This window comes from Allobosea spartocytisi (assembly GCF_014764685.1).
Lineage (GTDB): Bacteria > Pseudomonadota > Alphaproteobacteria > Rhizobiales > Beijerinckiaceae > Allobosea > Allobosea spartocytisi.
In genome coordinates, this window is the sequence record NZ_JACXWY010000004.1 from 420,442 (window position 1) to 436,697 (window position 16,256).

General features: G+C 67.0%; 16 protein-coding genes. 6 read left to right on the forward strand and 10 right to left on the reverse strand.

Annotated elements, in window-relative coordinates; translation table 11 throughout:
* Positions 1 to 13 precede the first annotated feature (13 nt).
* From IED13_RS09535 to IED13_RS09555, 5 genes are all read left to right on the forward strand, one after another.
* Positions 14 to 1,459 carry a YcjX family GTP-binding protein gene (locus IED13_RS09535; protein WP_404801885.1) on the forward strand — a complete coding sequence of 482 codons (1,446 nt, stop codon included), beginning with the start codon at positions 14 to 16 and terminating at the stop codon, positions 1,457 to 1,459.
* Between the two features lie 13 nt (positions 1,460 to 1,472).
* Positions 1,473 to 2,489 carry a YcjF family protein gene (locus IED13_RS09540; RefSeq protein WP_191124013.1) on the forward strand — a complete coding sequence of 339 codons (1,017 nt, stop codon included), beginning with the start codon at positions 1,473 to 1,475 and terminating at the stop codon, positions 2,487 to 2,489.
* A 177-nt stretch (positions 2,490 to 2,666) separates the two neighbouring features.
* The gene (locus IED13_RS09545; protein ID WP_112763938.1) at positions 2,667 to 4,067 is read left to right on the forward strand and encodes a flagellar hook protein FlgE; all 1,401 of its coding nucleotides are present in this window, start codon (positions 2,667 to 2,669) and stop codon (positions 4,065 to 4,067) included.
* A 56-nt stretch (positions 4,068 to 4,123) separates the two neighbouring features.
* Complete coding sequence (gene flgK / locus IED13_RS09550) at positions 4,124 to 5,995, forward strand: flagellar hook-associated protein FlgK (protein WP_191124014.1); 1,872 nt, start codon at positions 4,124 to 4,126, stop codon at positions 5,993 to 5,995.
* 7 nt (positions 5,996 to 6,002) lie between these two features.
* A complete protein-coding gene (locus IED13_RS09555; RefSeq protein ID WP_191124015.1) occupies positions 6,003 to 7,520 on the forward strand; it encodes a flagellin in 1,518 nt (505 codons plus the stop codon).
* A 119-nt stretch (positions 7,521 to 7,639) separates the two neighbouring features.
* Here IED13_RS09555 and flaF read toward each other — a convergent pair whose 3' ends face one another.
* The 8 genes from flaF to IED13_RS09595 form a co-directional block, all read right to left on the reverse strand.
* On the reverse strand, positions 7,640 to 8,011 hold the full coding sequence (gene flaF, locus IED13_RS09560; protein WP_113255129.1) for a flagellar biosynthesis regulator FlaF: 372 nt from the start codon (positions 8,009 to 8,011) through the stop codon (positions 7,640 to 7,642).
* Positions 7,995 to 8,387, reverse strand: a complete 393-nt coding sequence (gene flbT, locus IED13_RS09565) for a flagellar biosynthesis repressor FlbT (RefSeq protein ID WP_191124016.1) — start codon at positions 8,385 to 8,387, stop codon at positions 7,995 to 7,997. The genes flaF and flbT overlap by 17 nt, the downstream gene beginning before the upstream one ends.
* Positions 8,388 to 8,439: 52 nt before the next feature.
* Entirely contained in the window at positions 8,440 to 9,831 is a 1,392-nt protein-coding gene (locus IED13_RS09570) for a flagellin N-terminal helical domain-containing protein (protein WP_191124017.1), read from the reverse strand.
* A gap of 200 nt (positions 9,832 to 10,031) precedes the next feature.
* Entirely contained in the window at positions 10,032 to 11,417 is a 1,386-nt protein-coding gene (locus IED13_RS09575; protein WP_191124018.1) for a flagellin N-terminal helical domain-containing protein, read from the reverse strand.
* Between the two features lie 259 nt (positions 11,418 to 11,676).
* Positions 11,677 to 12,129 carry a FlaG family protein gene (locus tag IED13_RS09580; RefSeq protein WP_191124019.1) on the reverse strand — a complete coding sequence of 151 codons (453 nt, stop codon included), beginning with the start codon at positions 12,127 to 12,129 and terminating at the stop codon, positions 11,677 to 11,679.
* Between the two features lie 214 nt (positions 12,130 to 12,343).
* Positions 12,344 to 12,832, reverse strand: a complete 489-nt coding sequence (locus tag IED13_RS09585; protein WP_038358670.1) for a hypothetical protein — start codon at positions 12,830 to 12,832, stop codon at positions 12,344 to 12,346.
* Between the two features lies 1 nt (position 12,833).
* Positions 12,834 to 13,175 (reverse strand): rod-binding protein, encoded by a 342-nt coding sequence (locus IED13_RS09590; RefSeq protein WP_038358668.1) that lies wholly within the window; start codon positions 13,173 to 13,175, stop codon positions 12,834 to 12,836.
* Complete coding sequence (locus IED13_RS09595; protein WP_191124020.1) at positions 13,175 to 14,308, reverse strand: flagellar basal body P-ring protein FlgI; 1,134 nt, start codon at positions 14,306 to 14,308, stop codon at positions 13,175 to 13,177. The genes IED13_RS09590 and IED13_RS09595 overlap by 1 nt, the downstream gene beginning before the upstream one ends.
* A gap of 280 nt (positions 14,309 to 14,588) precedes the next feature.
* Here IED13_RS09595 and IED13_RS09600 point away from each other — a divergent pair, with 280 nt between their 5' ends.
* A complete protein-coding gene (locus IED13_RS09600; protein ID WP_081925087.1) occupies positions 14,589 to 14,996 on the forward strand; it encodes a flagellar assembly protein FliX in 408 nt (135 codons plus the stop codon).
* Between the two features lie 106 nt (positions 14,997 to 15,102).
* On the opposite strand, the gene IED13_RS09605 is transcribed toward IED13_RS09600, so the two are convergent.
* Entirely contained in the window at positions 15,103 to 15,648 is a 546-nt protein-coding gene (locus tag IED13_RS09605) for a 2,4'-dihydroxyacetophenone dioxygenase family protein (protein WP_248312503.1), read from the reverse strand.
* 87 nt (positions 15,649 to 15,735) lie between these two features.
* On the reverse strand, positions 15,736 to 16,256 hold a 521-nt coding region (locus tag IED13_RS09610; RefSeq protein WP_191124021.1), incomplete at its 5' end, for an SDR family NAD(P)-dependent oxidoreductase.

A 16,256-nucleotide genomic window follows, 5' to 3' on the forward strand; every position in this document is an offset into this window, starting at 1 on the left:
ACGTCGTCGCATCGTGAGCGATACCTCCTACATCGATACGGCCCGCAATGCGGCGCTGGCCTTCGGCGACAGCCTGCTCGGGCTCGCGCGGCCGCGCCTGCGGCTCGGCGTCACCGGGCTGTCGCGTTCTGGCAAGACCGTCTTCACCACCGCCCTGATCCAGAACCTGATCGAAGGGGCGCGGCTGCCGGTGCTGAAGGCGGCGTCGGAAGGACGGATCGCCCGCGTGCGGCTGGTGCCGCAGCCCGACCCCGACGTGCCGCGCTTTCCCTATGAGGCGCATCGCGCGGCGATGAACGGGGCGGAGCGGCGCTGGCCGGACTCGACGCGGCGCATCTCGGAGCTGCGCGTCGAGATCGACTATGAGCGGGCCTCCGGCTGGTTCAAGGGGCCGGCGACGCTGACGCTCGACATCGTCGATTATCCCGGCGAATGGCTGCTCGACCTCGCCTTGATCGGACAGGACTACAAGAGCTGGTCGGCGCAAGCCGTGGCGGATGCGCGCAAGGCCCACCGCCGCGCGGCCGCAGCCGAATGGCTCGCCGATCTCGCCGGATGCGATCCGGAAGGGCCTGCCGACGAACTCGCGGCCGAAGCGGCGAGCGAGCGCTTCAAGAGCTATCTGGCGCGGCTCCGGGCCGACCCCGAGGCGGTGGCGGTGACGCCGCCCGGCCGGTTCCTGATGCCGGGCGATCTCGAGGGCTCGCCGGCGCTGACTTTCGCCCCGCTCGATCTCGGCCATGATCGCGAGCCCCGGCCCGATACGCTGGCCGGGCTGATGGCGGAGCGCTTCGAGGCCTATAAGCGCGTGGTGGTCACGCCCTTCTTCCGCGACCATTTCGCGAGGCTGGACCGGCAGATCGTGCTGGTGGACGTGCTGGCGGCGCTCGATGCCGGGGCGCCGGCGCTGGCCGATCTCGAAACTGCGCTGGGGCAGGCGCTCGCGGCCTTCTCGGTCGGGCGCAATTCCTGGCTCTCCAGCCTGTTCGCGCCGCGCATCGAGCGCGTGCTCTTCGCCGCGACCAAGGCCGACCATATCCATCATTCCAGCCATGACCGGCTCGCAGCTGTGATGTCGCTCCTGGTCTCGCGGGCGTTGACGCGAGCGCAGGGTGCGGGCGCGCAGGTCGAGGCGATGGCGCTGGCCGCCGTCAGGGCGACCCATGAGGTGCGCATCCGGCAGGGGCGCGAGGAATTGCCGGCCATCGCCGGCGTGCCGGAGGCGGGCGAGGAGATCGACGGGAAGGTCTTCGACGGCATCACGGAGGCTGCGATCTTTCCCGGCGAATTGCCGGAGCGGCCCGACGCGATCTTCGACCCGAAGGCGCGTTGGCAGATCAGGGCGCCGCGCTTCCGCCCGCCGCTGGTCGAGGCGGATGCGGGCGGGCGGCTGAAGCCGCCGCCGCAGATCCGCTTCGACCGGGCGCTCGAATTCCTGATCGGCGACAAGCTGGCCTGAGGAGGGCGCGGCGATGACGAAGGCACCGCGAGCGATCCTTCTGGGCGAGAAGGCTGCGCATGAGGTGGACGTCGATGACGGCGTGATCCGGCAGGGCGATGTCGCCATCCTGCCCGAGAGCGAACCGGTCGATGCGGCCGAGCCGGCGGCCGTGCCGGTGGCGAAACGAGCTTTTTCCTGGGGCTCGCTCTTCGTTGCCGGCCTGTCCGGCTTCCTGGCGCTGGCCGCCGGTGTCTGGGTCCAGAACACGATCTCGGCGCTGATGAGCCAGAACCCGGCGCTCGGCTATGCCGCGCTCGTCTGCGCAGCCATCGCGGCCTTTGCCTTGCTGGTGATGCTGCTGCGGGTGCTGCGCGACATCCTGCGCGAGCGCAAGGTCGAGTCGCTGCGCCAGCGCGGTGCGGATCTGCTCGTCGGCGGGACGACGGACGATGCCAAGGCGCTCGCCGGCGAACTCATCGGCCTCTACAAGGGCCGGGCGCAGACGGCGAAGGGCCGGGGCGAGCTCGAAGAGGCTATGCCGCAGCTTTTCGCGCCGCGCGACGTGCTGACCGTGGCCGAGCGCAGTCTGCTCGCGCCACTCGACGCCCAGGCAAAGGCGCAGATCGCGATCGCGGCGCGCAGGGTTTCGCTGGTCACGGCGGTGAGCCCGCGCGCGCTCGTCGACGTGCTCTTCGTCCTCGTCGCCTGTGCGCGGCTGCTGCGTGCCATCGCCAGCATTTATGCCGGGCGGCCCGGCACGCTCGGCCTGTTCAGGCTGGCGCGGCAAGTGCTCAACCATCTCGTGCTGACCGGCGGCATGGCGGCGGGCGATGCGGTGATCCAGCAGGTGCTGGGGCAGGGGCTCGCGGCGCGCCTTTCCGCCAAGCTCGGCGAAGGTGTCATCAACGGCATGCTGACCGCCCGGATCGGGCTCGCAGCGCTCGCGGTCTGCCGTCCGCTACCCTTCGTCGAGGCCACGCCGCCAACGCTGTCGGACGTCGCGGGCGATCTCGCCTCCTGGCGCGGCAGCAAGGCAGAGGCGGAATAGACCCGGCAGAATCTGCCGGGGGTAGGCGTTTCTGCCCGGCGCGGACTGCCACGAAACCTCTTGTAAACGATCTAACTCACTGAAATGAAACGACCATGCCGGTGGCATGGCGCGTGCAGACTTCGCCGAGAGTTGTGGGCTGCCCCCAAGGGGCATGCCGGTCCAGGCGAGGGTTCCATGGGTGTTTTCAGTGCGCTGACGACAGCGGTTTCGGGCATGCAGGCGCAGTCCTATGCGCTGGAGAACATTTCCGGCAACATCGCGAACTCGCGGACGACCGGCTACAAGCGGGTCGATACGACCTTCGCCGACCTGGTGCCGGATTCCGCGCTGAACCGCCAGACCGCCGGCTCGGTCGCCGCCTTCAGCCAGGCGACCAACTCGATCCAGGGCGATCTCAACGCCACGCGGATCGACACCAACGTCGCGATCAACGGCGACGGCTTCTTCGTGGTCGATCAGCGCAAGAGCGGCGTCGGCGCCAACACCCTGTTCGCCAACCAGAACCTCTACACTCGCCGCGGCGATTTCGACTTCGACGCCAATGGCTATCTGGTCAACGGCGCGGGCTACTATCTCAAGGGCCAGAAGATCGACCCGGTGACGGGCCAGCTCATCGGCACCCAGCCGGAGGTCCTGCGGATCACCAAGGACCAGTTCCCGGCCAAGGCCACGACCTCCATCGAGTACAGCGCCAACATCCCCGCCTATCCGAAGACCAACACTGCCGACAGCACCGTTCCCGGCTCCGAACTGCTGAACCCGGCGAGCTTCCCCACGAGCAATCCGCTCGCCACACCGGCCGGCACCGGCCTCGTCGTCGGCAGCGAGATCACCAGCTTCCTCAGCCAGTCGATTCCCGGCGGCTCGGTCACGGTCTACGACTCGCTCGGCAAGGCGACCAATGTCGAGCTGCGCTGGGCCAAGACGACGAATGCCTCCGCCGGTCCGCCGGCCACGGTCGACACCTGGAACCTCTTCGTCGCTGAAAATACGGGCGCGACCGGCGGCGCCGTGGCCTATCGCAACGCCAATGTGAACGTGACCTTCGATGCGACCGGCAAGATGGCGCTGCCTGCCGGCGGCACCATTCCGCTGCCGAACATGACGATCGGGGGCAACGCGATCACCGGCATCCAGCTCACGACCGATGGCGGCACCGCCCTGACCCAAAACGGCGACGTCAGCGGCCAGATCGATGCCCGCAGCATCCGGCAGGATGGCTACACGGCCGGCACGCTCGACCGCGTCTCGGTCTCGGCCGAGGGCCAGGTCATCGGCACCTTCTCGAACGGCCAGGTCGTCGCGATGGCACAGATCGCGGTGTCGCGCTTCAACGCCGACAACGCACTCAAGCGCCTCGACGGCGGTGCCTATGAGGAGACGATCGAGTCGGGTCCGCCGATCGTCGGGCTGGGGACCTCGCAGCTCGTGGGCGGCAGCGTGGAGCAATCCAACACCGACATCGCCGACGAGTTCTCGAAGATGATCGTCACCCAGCAGGCCTATTCGGCCAACACCAAGGTCATCAGCACCGCGCAGGAGATGCTGACCGCGGTGTTCAACATCATCCGCTGACCGGCACGTCCGCGAAGGCGGTCCAGGAGGGCCGCCGATAACGACAGGAGTTGACGATGGGGCTGAGCACCTCCCTCAATACGGCGATCGGCGGGCTCAACGCCACCCAGGTCGGCATCGGCGTCGTCTCGCAGAACGTCGCCAATGCCGGGACGGCCGGCTATGTCCGCCGCGTCGTCTCGAACACCGACAGCCTGTCGGGGCTGACCATCGGCGTGCAGAGCACGCAGGTGCAGCGCTTGCTGGACACGATCGTCCAAAGCCAGCTCTGGCAGGAATCGGCGGGGTCCGGATACACCTCCACCCGCGCGGGCGCGCTCTCCAATCTCGACCAGCTCTATGGCGCGCCGGGCAGCTCGACGGCGCTCGATACGATTTACAACAACTTCACCAGCGCCCTGCAGGGCCTGCAGAACGATCCGTCGTCCTACAGCCTGCGCTCGCAGGTGCTCGACGCCGCCAACACGCTGGCGAAGCGGCTCAACGGGCTGTCCGATGGCGTGCAGGCCTTGCGCAGCCAGGCCGAGGCCGGCATCGGCGCCTCCGTGACCCGGGTCAACGACCTGCTCGGCGCGCTGACCAAGGTCAATGCCCGCGTCGTCGCCGCCCCGCACGACAACGCGACGGCAGCCCTCAAGGACCAGCGCGACCTGATCCTGTCCGAGCTGTCGCAATATGTCGACATCAAGACGACCGAGGATGCGCGCGGTTCGGTCAGCGTGGTCACCGGCTCGGGCACGCAGCTCTTCGACGGCCAGGCCGCGGTCACCTTCAGCTTCGACCAGCATTCCGATCTCCAGCCCGGCGATCAGTGGAGTTCCGATCCGACGAAGCGCGGCGTCGGCACGGTCACGATGAAGGACGCCTCCGGCAACATGTCGGACGCGATCGCCAACAACGTGTTCAGGTCGGGCTCGATCGCCGCCAATATCGAGCTGCGCGACAAGTCGCTGGTACAGGCCCAGGCCCAGCTCGACGAGATCGCCGCCCAGATGTCGAAGGCGCTCTCCGACCGCGAGATCGCGGGCACGCCCGCGACGGCGGGCGCTGCGAGCGGCTTCGACGTCGATATGACCGGTCTCCAGGCGGGCAACGCGATCACGCTCGACTACAAGGTCACGCCCGGCGGGCAGACCCAGCGTTTCACCTTCGTCAGGGTGGATTCCGCGGCTTCGCTGCCGCTGCCCGCCTCGGCGGGCGGCGACGCCAACAACCGCGTCGTCGGCATCGATTTCTCGGGCGGCCCGGCCTCCGTCGCGGCGCAGATCCAGGCGGCGGTCGGGCCCGGCTTCACCGTCTCCAACACCGGCTCGACCCTGCAGATCCTCGACGACGGCGCGGCCGGCACGCGCGACGTGGTCGGGCTGACGGCGCGGCCGACCAATACGGTGCTATCATCGGCGGGCGGCACGGCCGAGCTGCCGTTCTTCGTCGACGGCTCGGCCGCCAAGGCCTTCACCGGCTCCTATGACGGCGGCTCGCAGACGGTCGGCTACGCCTCACGCATCACGGTCAATCCCGGGCTGATCGCGGACCGCTCTCTGCTGACGGTCTACAGCACCAACCCGGCGACGGCGCAGGGCGACGCGACGCGCCCGCAGCTCATGCTCGAGCGCCTGACCAAGAGCCAGCGCGCCATCACCAACGCGACCGGCCTGGACGGCGGCACGTCGACGTCCAGCAGCACGGTCGGCAATCTCGTGCAGCGCGTCATCTCCACGCAGGGGCAGGCCGTCGAGAACGCGAAACGGCTCGACGAGGGCCAGCAGGTCGCGCTGGCCTCGATCCAGAGCCGCTTCCAGCAGACCGCGCAGGTCAATGTCGACCAGGAAATGTCGCAGCTCATCGAGCTCCAGAACGCCTATGCCGCCAATGCCCGCATCATCTCCACGGTCAAGGAGATGATGGACATGCTGATGAGAGTGTGAGGCTGCCATGACCATCAACGCCTACGGCACCGGCGCCTATCGCGCTGCCAGGACCACGGACTTCGTCTCGCAGCGCGCGCAGTTCGACGATCTGCAGCGCCAGCTCGCGACCAAGGAGCGCAGCACCAGCTATGGCGGGCTCGGCGCCGACCGCACCGTCAGCCTGGACCTCAACGCCAAGATCACCACGCTCGATTCCTGGCTGGACGGCATCCAGCTCTCCAATACCAATCTGAAGCTCATGTCGAACGCGGTCAGCAACTTCGCGACGATGACGAGCGAGAGCCGCAACGACATGCGCTCGAACACCTATCTGGCGAGCTCGACCGGCCAGACCGCGCCGCAGGTGCTCGCGCAGGAAAAGTTCAAGCAGACGCTCGACCTGCTCAACACCAACGTCAACGGCCGCTACCTGTTCTCGGGCAAGACGTCGGATGTCGAGCCGGTGGCGGGCTTCGACGAGATCATGAATGGCGACGGTGCCGGCAAGGCCGGGCTGAAGCAGCTTATCGACGAGCGGCGCCAGGCCGATCTGGGCTCCGGCCTCGGCCGGCTGACCGCGGGAGGCGCCGGGACGACCGCGACGATCTCCGAAGAGGCGACGGTCCACCCCTACGGGTTCAAGCTGGCGAGCGCGGCGACGAGCTCGGCCGGGATCACGACGACGCTGAACGCCGGCCCGCCCGCCGATCTCTCGATCAATGTCGCCGCTCAGCCGGCGGCCGGTGAGACCGTGACCATCGGCCTCAACCTGCCGGACGGCACGACCACCACGATCAAGCTGACAGCGCGCGCGACCGGCTCGCAGGGCTCGGACACGAACAGCTTCGAGATCGGCGCCGATACCAATGCCACGGCCGCCAATCTCAGGACAGCGATCTCGGCCGCGCTGGGGCAGGAGGCCAAGACCACGCTCTCGGCCGCCTCGTCTCAGGTCGCGGCTCAGGACTTCTTCGCCGGCAGCCCGAGCAATCCGCCCAAGCGCGTGCCGGGCCCGCCCTTCGACACGGCGACGGCGCCGCCGACCAATGCAGGCGCGGCCGCGACCACCGTGATCTGGTATCGCGGCGATGACGGCTCCGATCCGGCGCGCGGTACCTCGACCGTGCAGGTCGACCAGGGGCAGATCGTCGGCACCGGCGCCCGCGCGAACGAGCAGACGTTCCAGGTGGGGCTTGCCCAGTTCGCGATCATGGCGGCCGAGACCTTCCCGGCCGACGATCCCAATTCGCAGCCGCGCTACGAGGCGATGGCGGCGCGGGTCAGCGACAAGCTCGGCTTCGGCGGCACGACGCAGAAGCCGGCCGAGATCATCACCGAGCTCGGCTCGGCCCAGACGGCGCTAGACCGTGCCAAGGATCGCCATCAGAGCACCAAGGACTACCTGACCACGACCTTGTCCGGTGTCCAGAACGTCACCACCGAGGAGGTGGCGACGCAGATCCTCGCCCTGCAGACGCAGCTCCAGGCGAGCTATCAGGTGACCTCGATGCTCTCGAAGCTGACCTTGACGAATTATCTCTGAGCCGCGTCGGTCCTGCGCTGAGCCCTCGTCGCGCGACAAAACGAAACCGCCGCTTCCGGGGCCGGAAGCGGCGGTTTCGTCGGTTTTGAGGCCGGTCGTGGCCGTGGAGGCAGGCGCTCTCAGCGCCCGCGCAGTCCTGCGGCGATGTCGCGGTTGATGTTAACGAGAATGCCGAGGCCCTGCGGCTGCGGGTCGGCCGCGAGCTTGAAGGTCTGGTTGAAGATGAAATTCGCCAGGCCGAGGATGTTGGTCTTGATGCCGACCGGCAGCGGGTTGTCCTCGGCGATCACCGCCGAGACGAGCAGGGTCCAGAGCCGACGGTTATAGGTCAGCGCCTCGTCGAGGTCGTGCTCGCGGGCCTGCCAGTCGTCGGCGACGGCCTGCAGCCGGGTTGCGGCCTTGATCAGCAGTGAGGCTTCGAGTTCGCGGGGTGAAACGACGGATTGGGCCGTCTTGGCAGCGGCGGCGTAGGCGTTAAACCCGTTTTGCATGCTCGATCAGTTCCGCTTCGTAGGCGATCAGTTTCTTGGCGGCCTTGAGAGCTTTGTAGAGGTCGTCGCTTAAGATGCGGTTATTGATCTCGTGAATATGCGGCAGAGCGCTGGGCGCCGCCTGGACGAAATCGCGCACGAGCTGGAAGAACACCTCGTGCTGAAGCGTCGGATCCTGGGCGAGATACATCAACTGGATGGCAAAATAGATCTTCTTCGCCGGGCTGTCCGCGGTCGCGGCCGTGAGAATGTCCTTTTCGCGCAGGATCGGGGCGTCGCCCTCGATGAAGAAGCGCGTGCGCTGCTCGTCGTTGCGGATCACCACCTGACCGATGATGATGCGCTCGCGCGGCTTGAGCTCGACCTTGAGAGCCATGTCTGTCCTGCCTTCTGGCCGAGGGGAGAGGGACGAAGCGAACCCGGAGGCGTCAGCCGAACAGGCGCAGCACGCCCTGGTCGGCCTGGTTCGCCAGCGAGAGCGCGGTCTGCGAGAGCTGCTGACGGGTGTTGAGCGCCAGCAGGCTCGCGCCTTCCTCGTTCGGATCGGCCAGCACGAGGTTGCCCGCGCCGGTCGTGAGGACGTTGGTGAGCTCCTTGGTGAAGTCCTGACGGGTTTGCGCGACCGAGAGGTTGGAGCCCAGCGTCGAGGCCAGCGACTTTAGCGAGGTCAGGGCGCCGGTAAGCGACTGGGTGGCCTTGTCCAGATCGGCATCGTTCTGGAAGTTGAGGAAGCCGGTGAGCTGCGTGTTGACGGCTTTCGGAATGCCGAGATTGTCCGAGGTCAGGTTCGAGCCCTGGATGTCGAGCTTGGTCTGGTTCTTGCCGGTCTTCTCGTTGAACTGGATCGTCAGGCGGTCGCCGGCGAGCAGGTTGATGCCGTTGAAGCTCGAATCCTTGGCGAGATCGTCGATCTTGTCGCGCAGGTCGTTGAACTGATCGATCAGGTTCGAGCGCACCGCCGAGGTGATGCTCGAGCCGGTGATCGTGGTGCCGGCGGCGGAGTTGTCGGTGAGCGCGAAGCCGAAATCGGGGTTGTCGCTGGTGGCGCCCTGCGCCGTGGTCAGGGCTGTGGTTCCGGCGGCGGCGATTTCAGCCGAGGTCGGTGCGCCGGGTGCGGCGGGGGTGAAGGTCGCGGTGCCGATACCGAACTGGACCTTCTCGGAGCCGATGCCCTTGATGTTGAGCTGGCCTTTCTCGTCGACGAAGGCGGTGGCGATGCCCGATTTGTTGATTTCGTTGACGACGTCGCGGACGGTCGCGTTCGTGCTGAGGAAGCTGGCGGTGTAGGTCGTCGAGCCCGAGGTCAGCGTGATCGAGGTCGTCGCCTCGTCGCCCGCGGCGAGGACGGGGCCGCCGACATTGCCGGAATAGGTGGCCGTCGCTGTGTTGGCGGTGGCGCCGTTGTCGTCGACCACCCTCTTGTCGAGGGCGATGTCCTTGAGGCTCTTGCTCGTCACCGCCGCTTCCGTCGCGGTGGCGAGGGCCGTGCCGGCCTTGGTCGGACGGTTCTGGGCCGCGTCGGCTTGCGCCTGTTTCACCGTCGATTGTAGCGACTGGACGAGCTTGGTGATGCCGTCGATGCCCTTGGAGGCGGCCTGGATGGTCTGGATGCCGTTCGAGATGCCGTCGAGCAGGCCCGTGAGCTGGCTGGAGCGATCGTTCAGTGACAGCGCGGTGAAGTAGTTCACCGGGTTGTCGATCGCGGAGTTGACCTTCTTGCCAGTGGCGAGGCGGTTCTGGATGACGCTCTGCTGGGCCGTGGTCTGCTGCAGCGTCAACAGATTGTTGCGCACTCCGTTGGAAAGGATCGTGTTGGCCATCTTCGGTCCCCTGAACGCGCGACTCCGGCGCGATGCAACCTGATTTCAGGGGTGATCATCACTCGTTAGGGATAACAAAAGGTTAATCGCAGGGCCTATCCGGTTACCGGGCCGGAACGAAAAACGGCGGAGCCGAGGCTCCGCCGCTCTTTGACTTCGTCCCGCGTCCTGCGGGCGGATCCGCTTCTGCGGACCGAAGATCAGAACAGGCGCAGAACCGCCTGCTCGCTCTGGTTCGAGAGCGACAGAGCCGTCTGCGAGAGCTGCTGACGGGTCTGCAGCGCGAGCAGGTTGGCGGCTTCGGCGTTCGCGTCGACGTTCACCAGGTTGGCGGCGCCGGTGCTCAGCGTGTCCGCCAGATCCTTGGTGAAGTCCTGACGGGTCTGGGCGACCGAGAGGTTGGCGCCGAAGGTCGAGGACAGCGACTTCAGCGAGGTCAGGGCGCCGGTGAGGGCCTTGGTCGCGGAGTCGAGGTCCGAGTCGTTCTGGAAGTTGACCTGGCCGGTGAGCTGGGTGTTGCCAGCCTTGACGATGCCGAGGTTGTCGGACGTGACGTCCGAGCCCTGGATGTCGAGCTTGGTCTGGTTCTTGCCGGTCTTCTCGTTGAACTGGATCGAGAGACGGTCGCCCTTCAGCAGGTTGATGCCGTTGAAGCTCGAGTCCTTGGCGAGATCGTCGATCTTGTCGCGGATGTCGTTGTACTGGTCGATCAGGTTCGAACGCACCGCAGACGTGATGCCCGAAGAGGTGATCGAGGTACCGGCAGCGGAGTTGTCTGTCAGCGCAAAGCCGAAATCGGTGTTGTCGCTGGTGGCGCCGGTGGCGAGCGTCGTGGAGGCGGTGCCAGCCGTCGTGATTTCAGCAGAGGTCGGCGCGCCGGCAGCCGCAGGCGTGAAGGTCGTGGTGCCGATACCGAACTGAACCTTGTCGGAGCCGTTGCCCTTGACGTTAAGCTGGCCCTTCTCGTCGACGAAGGCGGTCGCAACGCCGGACTTGTTGATCTCATTGACGACGTCGCGGACGGTGCTGTTCGTGCTGAGGAAGCTGGCGGTGTAGGTCGTCGAGCCCGAAGTCAGCGAGATCGAGGTGACAGCCTCGTCGCCCGCCGCCAGGGTGGCGCCGCCGACGTTACCAGCATAGGTCGCCGTGGCGGTATTGGCAGTGGCGCCGTTGTCATCGACGATGCGCTTGTCGAGGGCGATGTCCTTCAGGCTCTTGCTGGTCAGAGCGGCTTCCGATGCAGTCGCGAGAGCCGTGCCGGCCTTGGTCGGGCGGTTCTGGGCCGCATCCGTCTGAGCCTGCTTCAGCGTCGACTGCAGCGAATTCACCAGCTTGGTGATGCCGTCGATGCCCTTGGAGGCGGCCTGAATGGTCTGGATGCCGTTCGAGATGCCGTCGAGCAAGCCCGTGAGCTGGCTGGAACGATCATTGAGCGAGGCGGCGGTGAAGTAGTTGACGGGGTTGTCGACCGCGCTGTTGACCTTCTTGCCGGTCGCGAGCTTGAGCTGGGAGGCGGCGGCCTGGGCGGCGGTCGACTGCAGCGACGAGAGAGCGGAACGAACGCCCGAGGAGAGAGAAACGGCCATCTGTTTTTACCTTCTGGTATGATGCCTTCTGGCGCCCGGGCCGTTCTGGCCAGGACAGGGCGACCTTGGTGCGCCAGCCCGTAACAATCGGTAAATTTCCCGCCGCGAATTGAATGCAAGGCGGGGCTCGTCGGGCGATGGTTAAGCATGCGCTAACCGCCGTCGATCTCCCGACCTGGCGATCATGTGCCTACGTAAAAAAGCCCGCGCGGGGCGCGGGCGTCATGCCGATGATGATTGGAACGGAAGGGCGGAGCCGTCAGGCCGTCCGCTCGATCCGGTGGCGGGCCTCTTCGGCCTCGCGCGCCCGCTCGCCGAGTTCGCGGGAATAGGCGCGGAGCTTCAGCAAGGTCTCGTCCGGGAGCTGCGAGATCGTCTCGCCGGTCTCGCGATCCTTCTTCTGCAGCACGACGGCGCGGGTCTTCGGATCGATGATGAGCTTGCGTTCGACGCCCTCGTCGATCGTCTTGTCGGCGAGGCGTCCGTTCTGCGCGTTGGCGAAGGCGCGCTGCTCGCCGGCTGCGCGACTGCGGGCGTCGCGCTGCTGCGCGCCGACATCGACATGGACGGCGTCGCCGGCGGGGGCGGACTGGACGGTCTTCTCGGGAGGGAGCTCGACGGCGACGCTGCCGGGCCGGGCGATGACGTCGGCGCGTGCGACGACAGGTGCGCCGGCTGGAGTAGCCACCCTCGGGGCATTGCCAAAGTCCATGTCGCACTCCTTCTGGAGCTTTCAACGGCACCGTCGCGCCGCCAGGCATCGTCGTCGCGGACTGGATGCACCAATCCGATCCTGACGATAATGCCGGAAATGATTGAATCCGGCGTTAGGAAATTAGGTAAATATTGACGGTTGCCGTGGCAGCGGCCCGCCGCCGCCGTTCCCTTGGTCGCCGCCTGGAACGGGGTGACCGGCCCATCCGGCCCTAGAGCCGCCGCGATACCACCAGCGGACCGGAATTGGGGCGCGCGAAGACGCCCGCGCCGACCGTGGCGGCCGGTCCGTAGCCATTGGCGCGCATCGGCTTGTTGGCGTCGGCGGCGAGATCGCGGATCACCGATTCCGAGACGGCGCGGGCCGTCGCCAGGACCAGCTGGTTGGTCTCGATGAGATTCTGGAAGGCGTGATGCGCTTCCTTCAGCCGCTTCACCTGATCGGGCGCGAAGCGGGCCAGCGCCACGGCGTTGAGCTTCACCTGCTCGACGCCGCGCATATAGGTGCCGGCGAGCTCGGCCTTGCGCGGCTCGCGTGTCATCGCCTCCGGCAGGCGGCCCACGCGCACGAGCTCGGTCTCCTCGCCGACGAGATGGGCGAGGGCGGACAGCGCATCGAGCACGTTCTCGATCAGCGCCCGGGCGTCGCCGGCGCCCGAGACGCGCGGCCGCTCGTCGAGAATGCGTTCAGCCACCGACATGTCAGGCTCCCTTCGAGGCCTGGGCCTGGAGGCTCAGCATCTCGCGCATGATCTGGTCGGAGACGCCGATGCCGCCGGATTTCTGGATCTGCTTGGCGTATTGCTGGGTGAGCTGCGAGCGCCAGACGTCGCCGCCCGTGCCGTTCTCGCCGAGCGGACCCTCCGCGCCCATGTTGGTGAACATGTGCTGGGTCATCTGCTCGAGGAACATCGTCTCGAAATCATCGGCCTGCTTCTTGGCCTTGGCCTTGGCCGGGTCCAGCGCGTTGGCAATGCCGTCGACGACCTTGCCGGCGACGCCGAGTGCCAGATTGGCGGCGGGGAGGGCGAGAGCGGCAGTCATCACATCACCTCGATTTCGGCCTGCAGCGCGCCCGCCGACTTGATGGCCTGGAGGATGGAAATCAGGTCGCGCGGGCCGATGCCCAGCGCATTGAGCCCGTCGACGAGCTCGGCCAGCGTCACGCTTTCCTTGACGAGGGCGAGCTTGTTGCCGCCTTCGGTGTCGACCTTGACGCTGGTGCGCGGCGTCACGACCGTCTGTCCGCGCGAGAAGGGCTCGGGCTGCGAAACCTGCGGCTGCTCGCTGATCGTGACGGTGAGGTTGCCCTGCGCCACCGCGACGGTGGAGACGCGCACGTCCTTGCCCATGACGATGATGCCGGAGCGCTCGTCGATGACGACGCGGGCGCCCTGGTCGGGCTCGACGCGCAGCTGCTCGATGTCGGTGAGCAGCTTGATCATGTTGCCCTTGAAGCGGGGCGGGATCTGCAGGGCGACGGTCGAGGGGTCGGTCGGCTCGGCGGAATCGCCGCCGATGAAATCGTTGATCGCGGCGGCGACGCGGCGCGCCGTGGTCAGGTCCGGATTGCGCAGCGAGAGGCGCAGCGTCTGGAGTTTGTTCAGCGCGAAGTCGATCTCGCGCTCGACCACGCCGCCATTGGCGATGCGCCCGACGGTGGGGACGCCGCGGGTGATCTTGCTGGCCTCGCCCTCGGCCGAGAAGCCGGAGATCGCGACCGGCCCCTGCGAGACGGCGTAGACCTCGCCATCGGCGCCGAGCAGCGGCGTCACCAGCAGGGTGCCGCCCTGAAGCGACTTGGAATCGCCCATGGCGGAGACGGTGACGTCAACGCGGGTGCCCTGGGTGGCGAAGGGCGGCAGATTGGCTGTCACCATCACGGCGGCGACGTTGGCGGTGCGCATGTTGGCGCCGCGGGTGTTGACGCCGAGCCGCTCCAGCATCGCCTGCAGCGACTGCTTGGTGAAGGGCGTGTTGTTGAGGGTGTCGCCGGTGCCGTTGAGGCCGACGACGATGCCGTAGCCGAGCAGCTGGTTGCTGCGGACGCCCTCGACCGAGGCGAGGTCCTTGATGCGGGAAAGCGCGAAGGCGGGCTGCGCCGGCAGGCTGAGGCCGAGCGCGAGCAGGCCGACCAGCGGCCGCATCAGCAATCTCAGGACAGGCAGGCGAAACATGCGGCTTCCGATGTTGGTGAGCGAATCTCGGTTTCGCCTTGCGAGCGCCGTGCCAGATCGCGAAAAATCGAAAAGCCTTGTTTGTCAGTCGTTTGGAGTTTCGATGCAGTCTGGCGCCGGGGAGACCGGGCGGCCGTTCCTGCCGGGGCGGCAGTTTCTGCCGGGTGATTTACCGGCTGTTAACCGTGCCGGGGCAAGCTTTCGTTAACTGTTGAGTTCACGCATCCGATCACCGGGAACCAGCTTCCCCATTCCGGTTCGATGCTCCAGCGAGGCCGCCATGATCAGGATCGACCAGCGCGCGCCCGTCTCCAACGCCGGCTCGGCCAGTTCCGCGAGGCGCACGGGCGGCGCGTCCTTCACGCTTCCGACCTCCGACAGCGAGGCGCCTGCCCGCAGCGCCGGCGTCGCCGCGGCCGGTCCGCTCGACATGCTGCTGGCGGTGCAGGCCGATGAAGACCAGCAGGAGCGCAAGCGCCGCCAGGCCCGGCGCGGCCATGACCTGCTCGACGGGCTCGACCGGTTAAAGGCCGCGCTGCTCGCGGGGCGCGTCCTGCCTTCGGAGCTGGAGCGGATCAGGAATGCGCTGGCGCTCAGGCGCGAGACGACCGACGACCCGCGCCTCGACGAGGTGCTCGCCCACATCGAATTGCGCGCGGCGGTGGAGCTGGCGAAGCTCGGGCGGTAAAGGCGTCATGCTCGGGCTTGACCCGAGCATCTCGGAAACCAGCGCCCTTTCGGTCATGAGATTCTCGGGTCAAGCCCGAGAATGACGCCGGTCAGTGGCTTAGATCCTACCGAATGAACTGGTCGACATACTCCGCGCCGAGGCCGTTCTGCGCATAATGCGCCCGGCATTTGTCGATGCGGGTGAAGACGTCGTCATAGCCCAGGCATTTGCCGTCCGGATCGACATAGATCATCGCGCCGTTGACCTGGAACATGGTGATCATCTCCTCGACGTCGGGATCGACCACCAGCGTATGCGTCTCGCCCGGCGCCTCGTAGACATAGGAGCCCTCGGTCGCGACCCAGTCATGCTCCAGATAGCGCCATTTGCCCTTCAGCACATAGCCATGCACCGGCAGCGGGTGGCGATGGCGCGAGAGCACGCCGGCGCGGCGGACCTTGAGCAGGTTCATCCAGTAGCCGCGCGAGACGCAGAGGAGCAGGGGGCGGAACCAGACATTGTCGTCGACCGGTACCCAGACGCGCTCATCCGTCGGGATGACGTTCGGGACGATCAGCTCCGGCGGCGATTCCTTGGGCTGAGGATGGCGATAGGGCGTCCAGCGCTCTTCCTGTGTGGCCGTGACCGGCATGGGACTCGTCGAGGTCATGGCGTGTCTCCCCTATTGAGTTCTTGATTCAATGGCCGCTCGACCTGATTCAATGTCGGCGCACAAGCGGCTGAAATATCTGGTTTTCTAGAGCGTCAGATAACCGCCGTCGACGGGCAGGATCGCGCCGGTGATGAACTGCGCCTCGTCCGAGACGAGAAACGCGATGGCGCCGCCGACATCGCCCGGCTTGCCCCAGCGGCCCATCGGCGTGCGGGCGAGGATCGGGGCCGAGCGGGCCTCGTCCTCGACCAGCGGCCGGGTCAGTTCGGTCTCGATCCAGCCCGGTGCCACGGCGTTGACCCGGATGCCTTCGGGCGCCCAGGCGGCGGCGAGCGACTTGGTGAGCTGGCCGACGCCGCCCTTCGAGGCTGCATAGCCCGGCGCGAAGGGCGAACCATGGAAGGTCAACATCGAGGCGGTGTTGACGATGGCGCCGCCGGGCTTGTCCGGCCCCGTCGCCGCGAGCTTCTCCTTTGCCGCCAGGCTCATCCGCATCGTGCCGGTGAGGTTGACCTCGATGGTCAAGCGGAAGGCGTCGATCTCGAACTCCTTGCCGCCGCGCTGGATCATGCCGGCGCAGTTCACCAGCGCGTCGATCCGTGGGC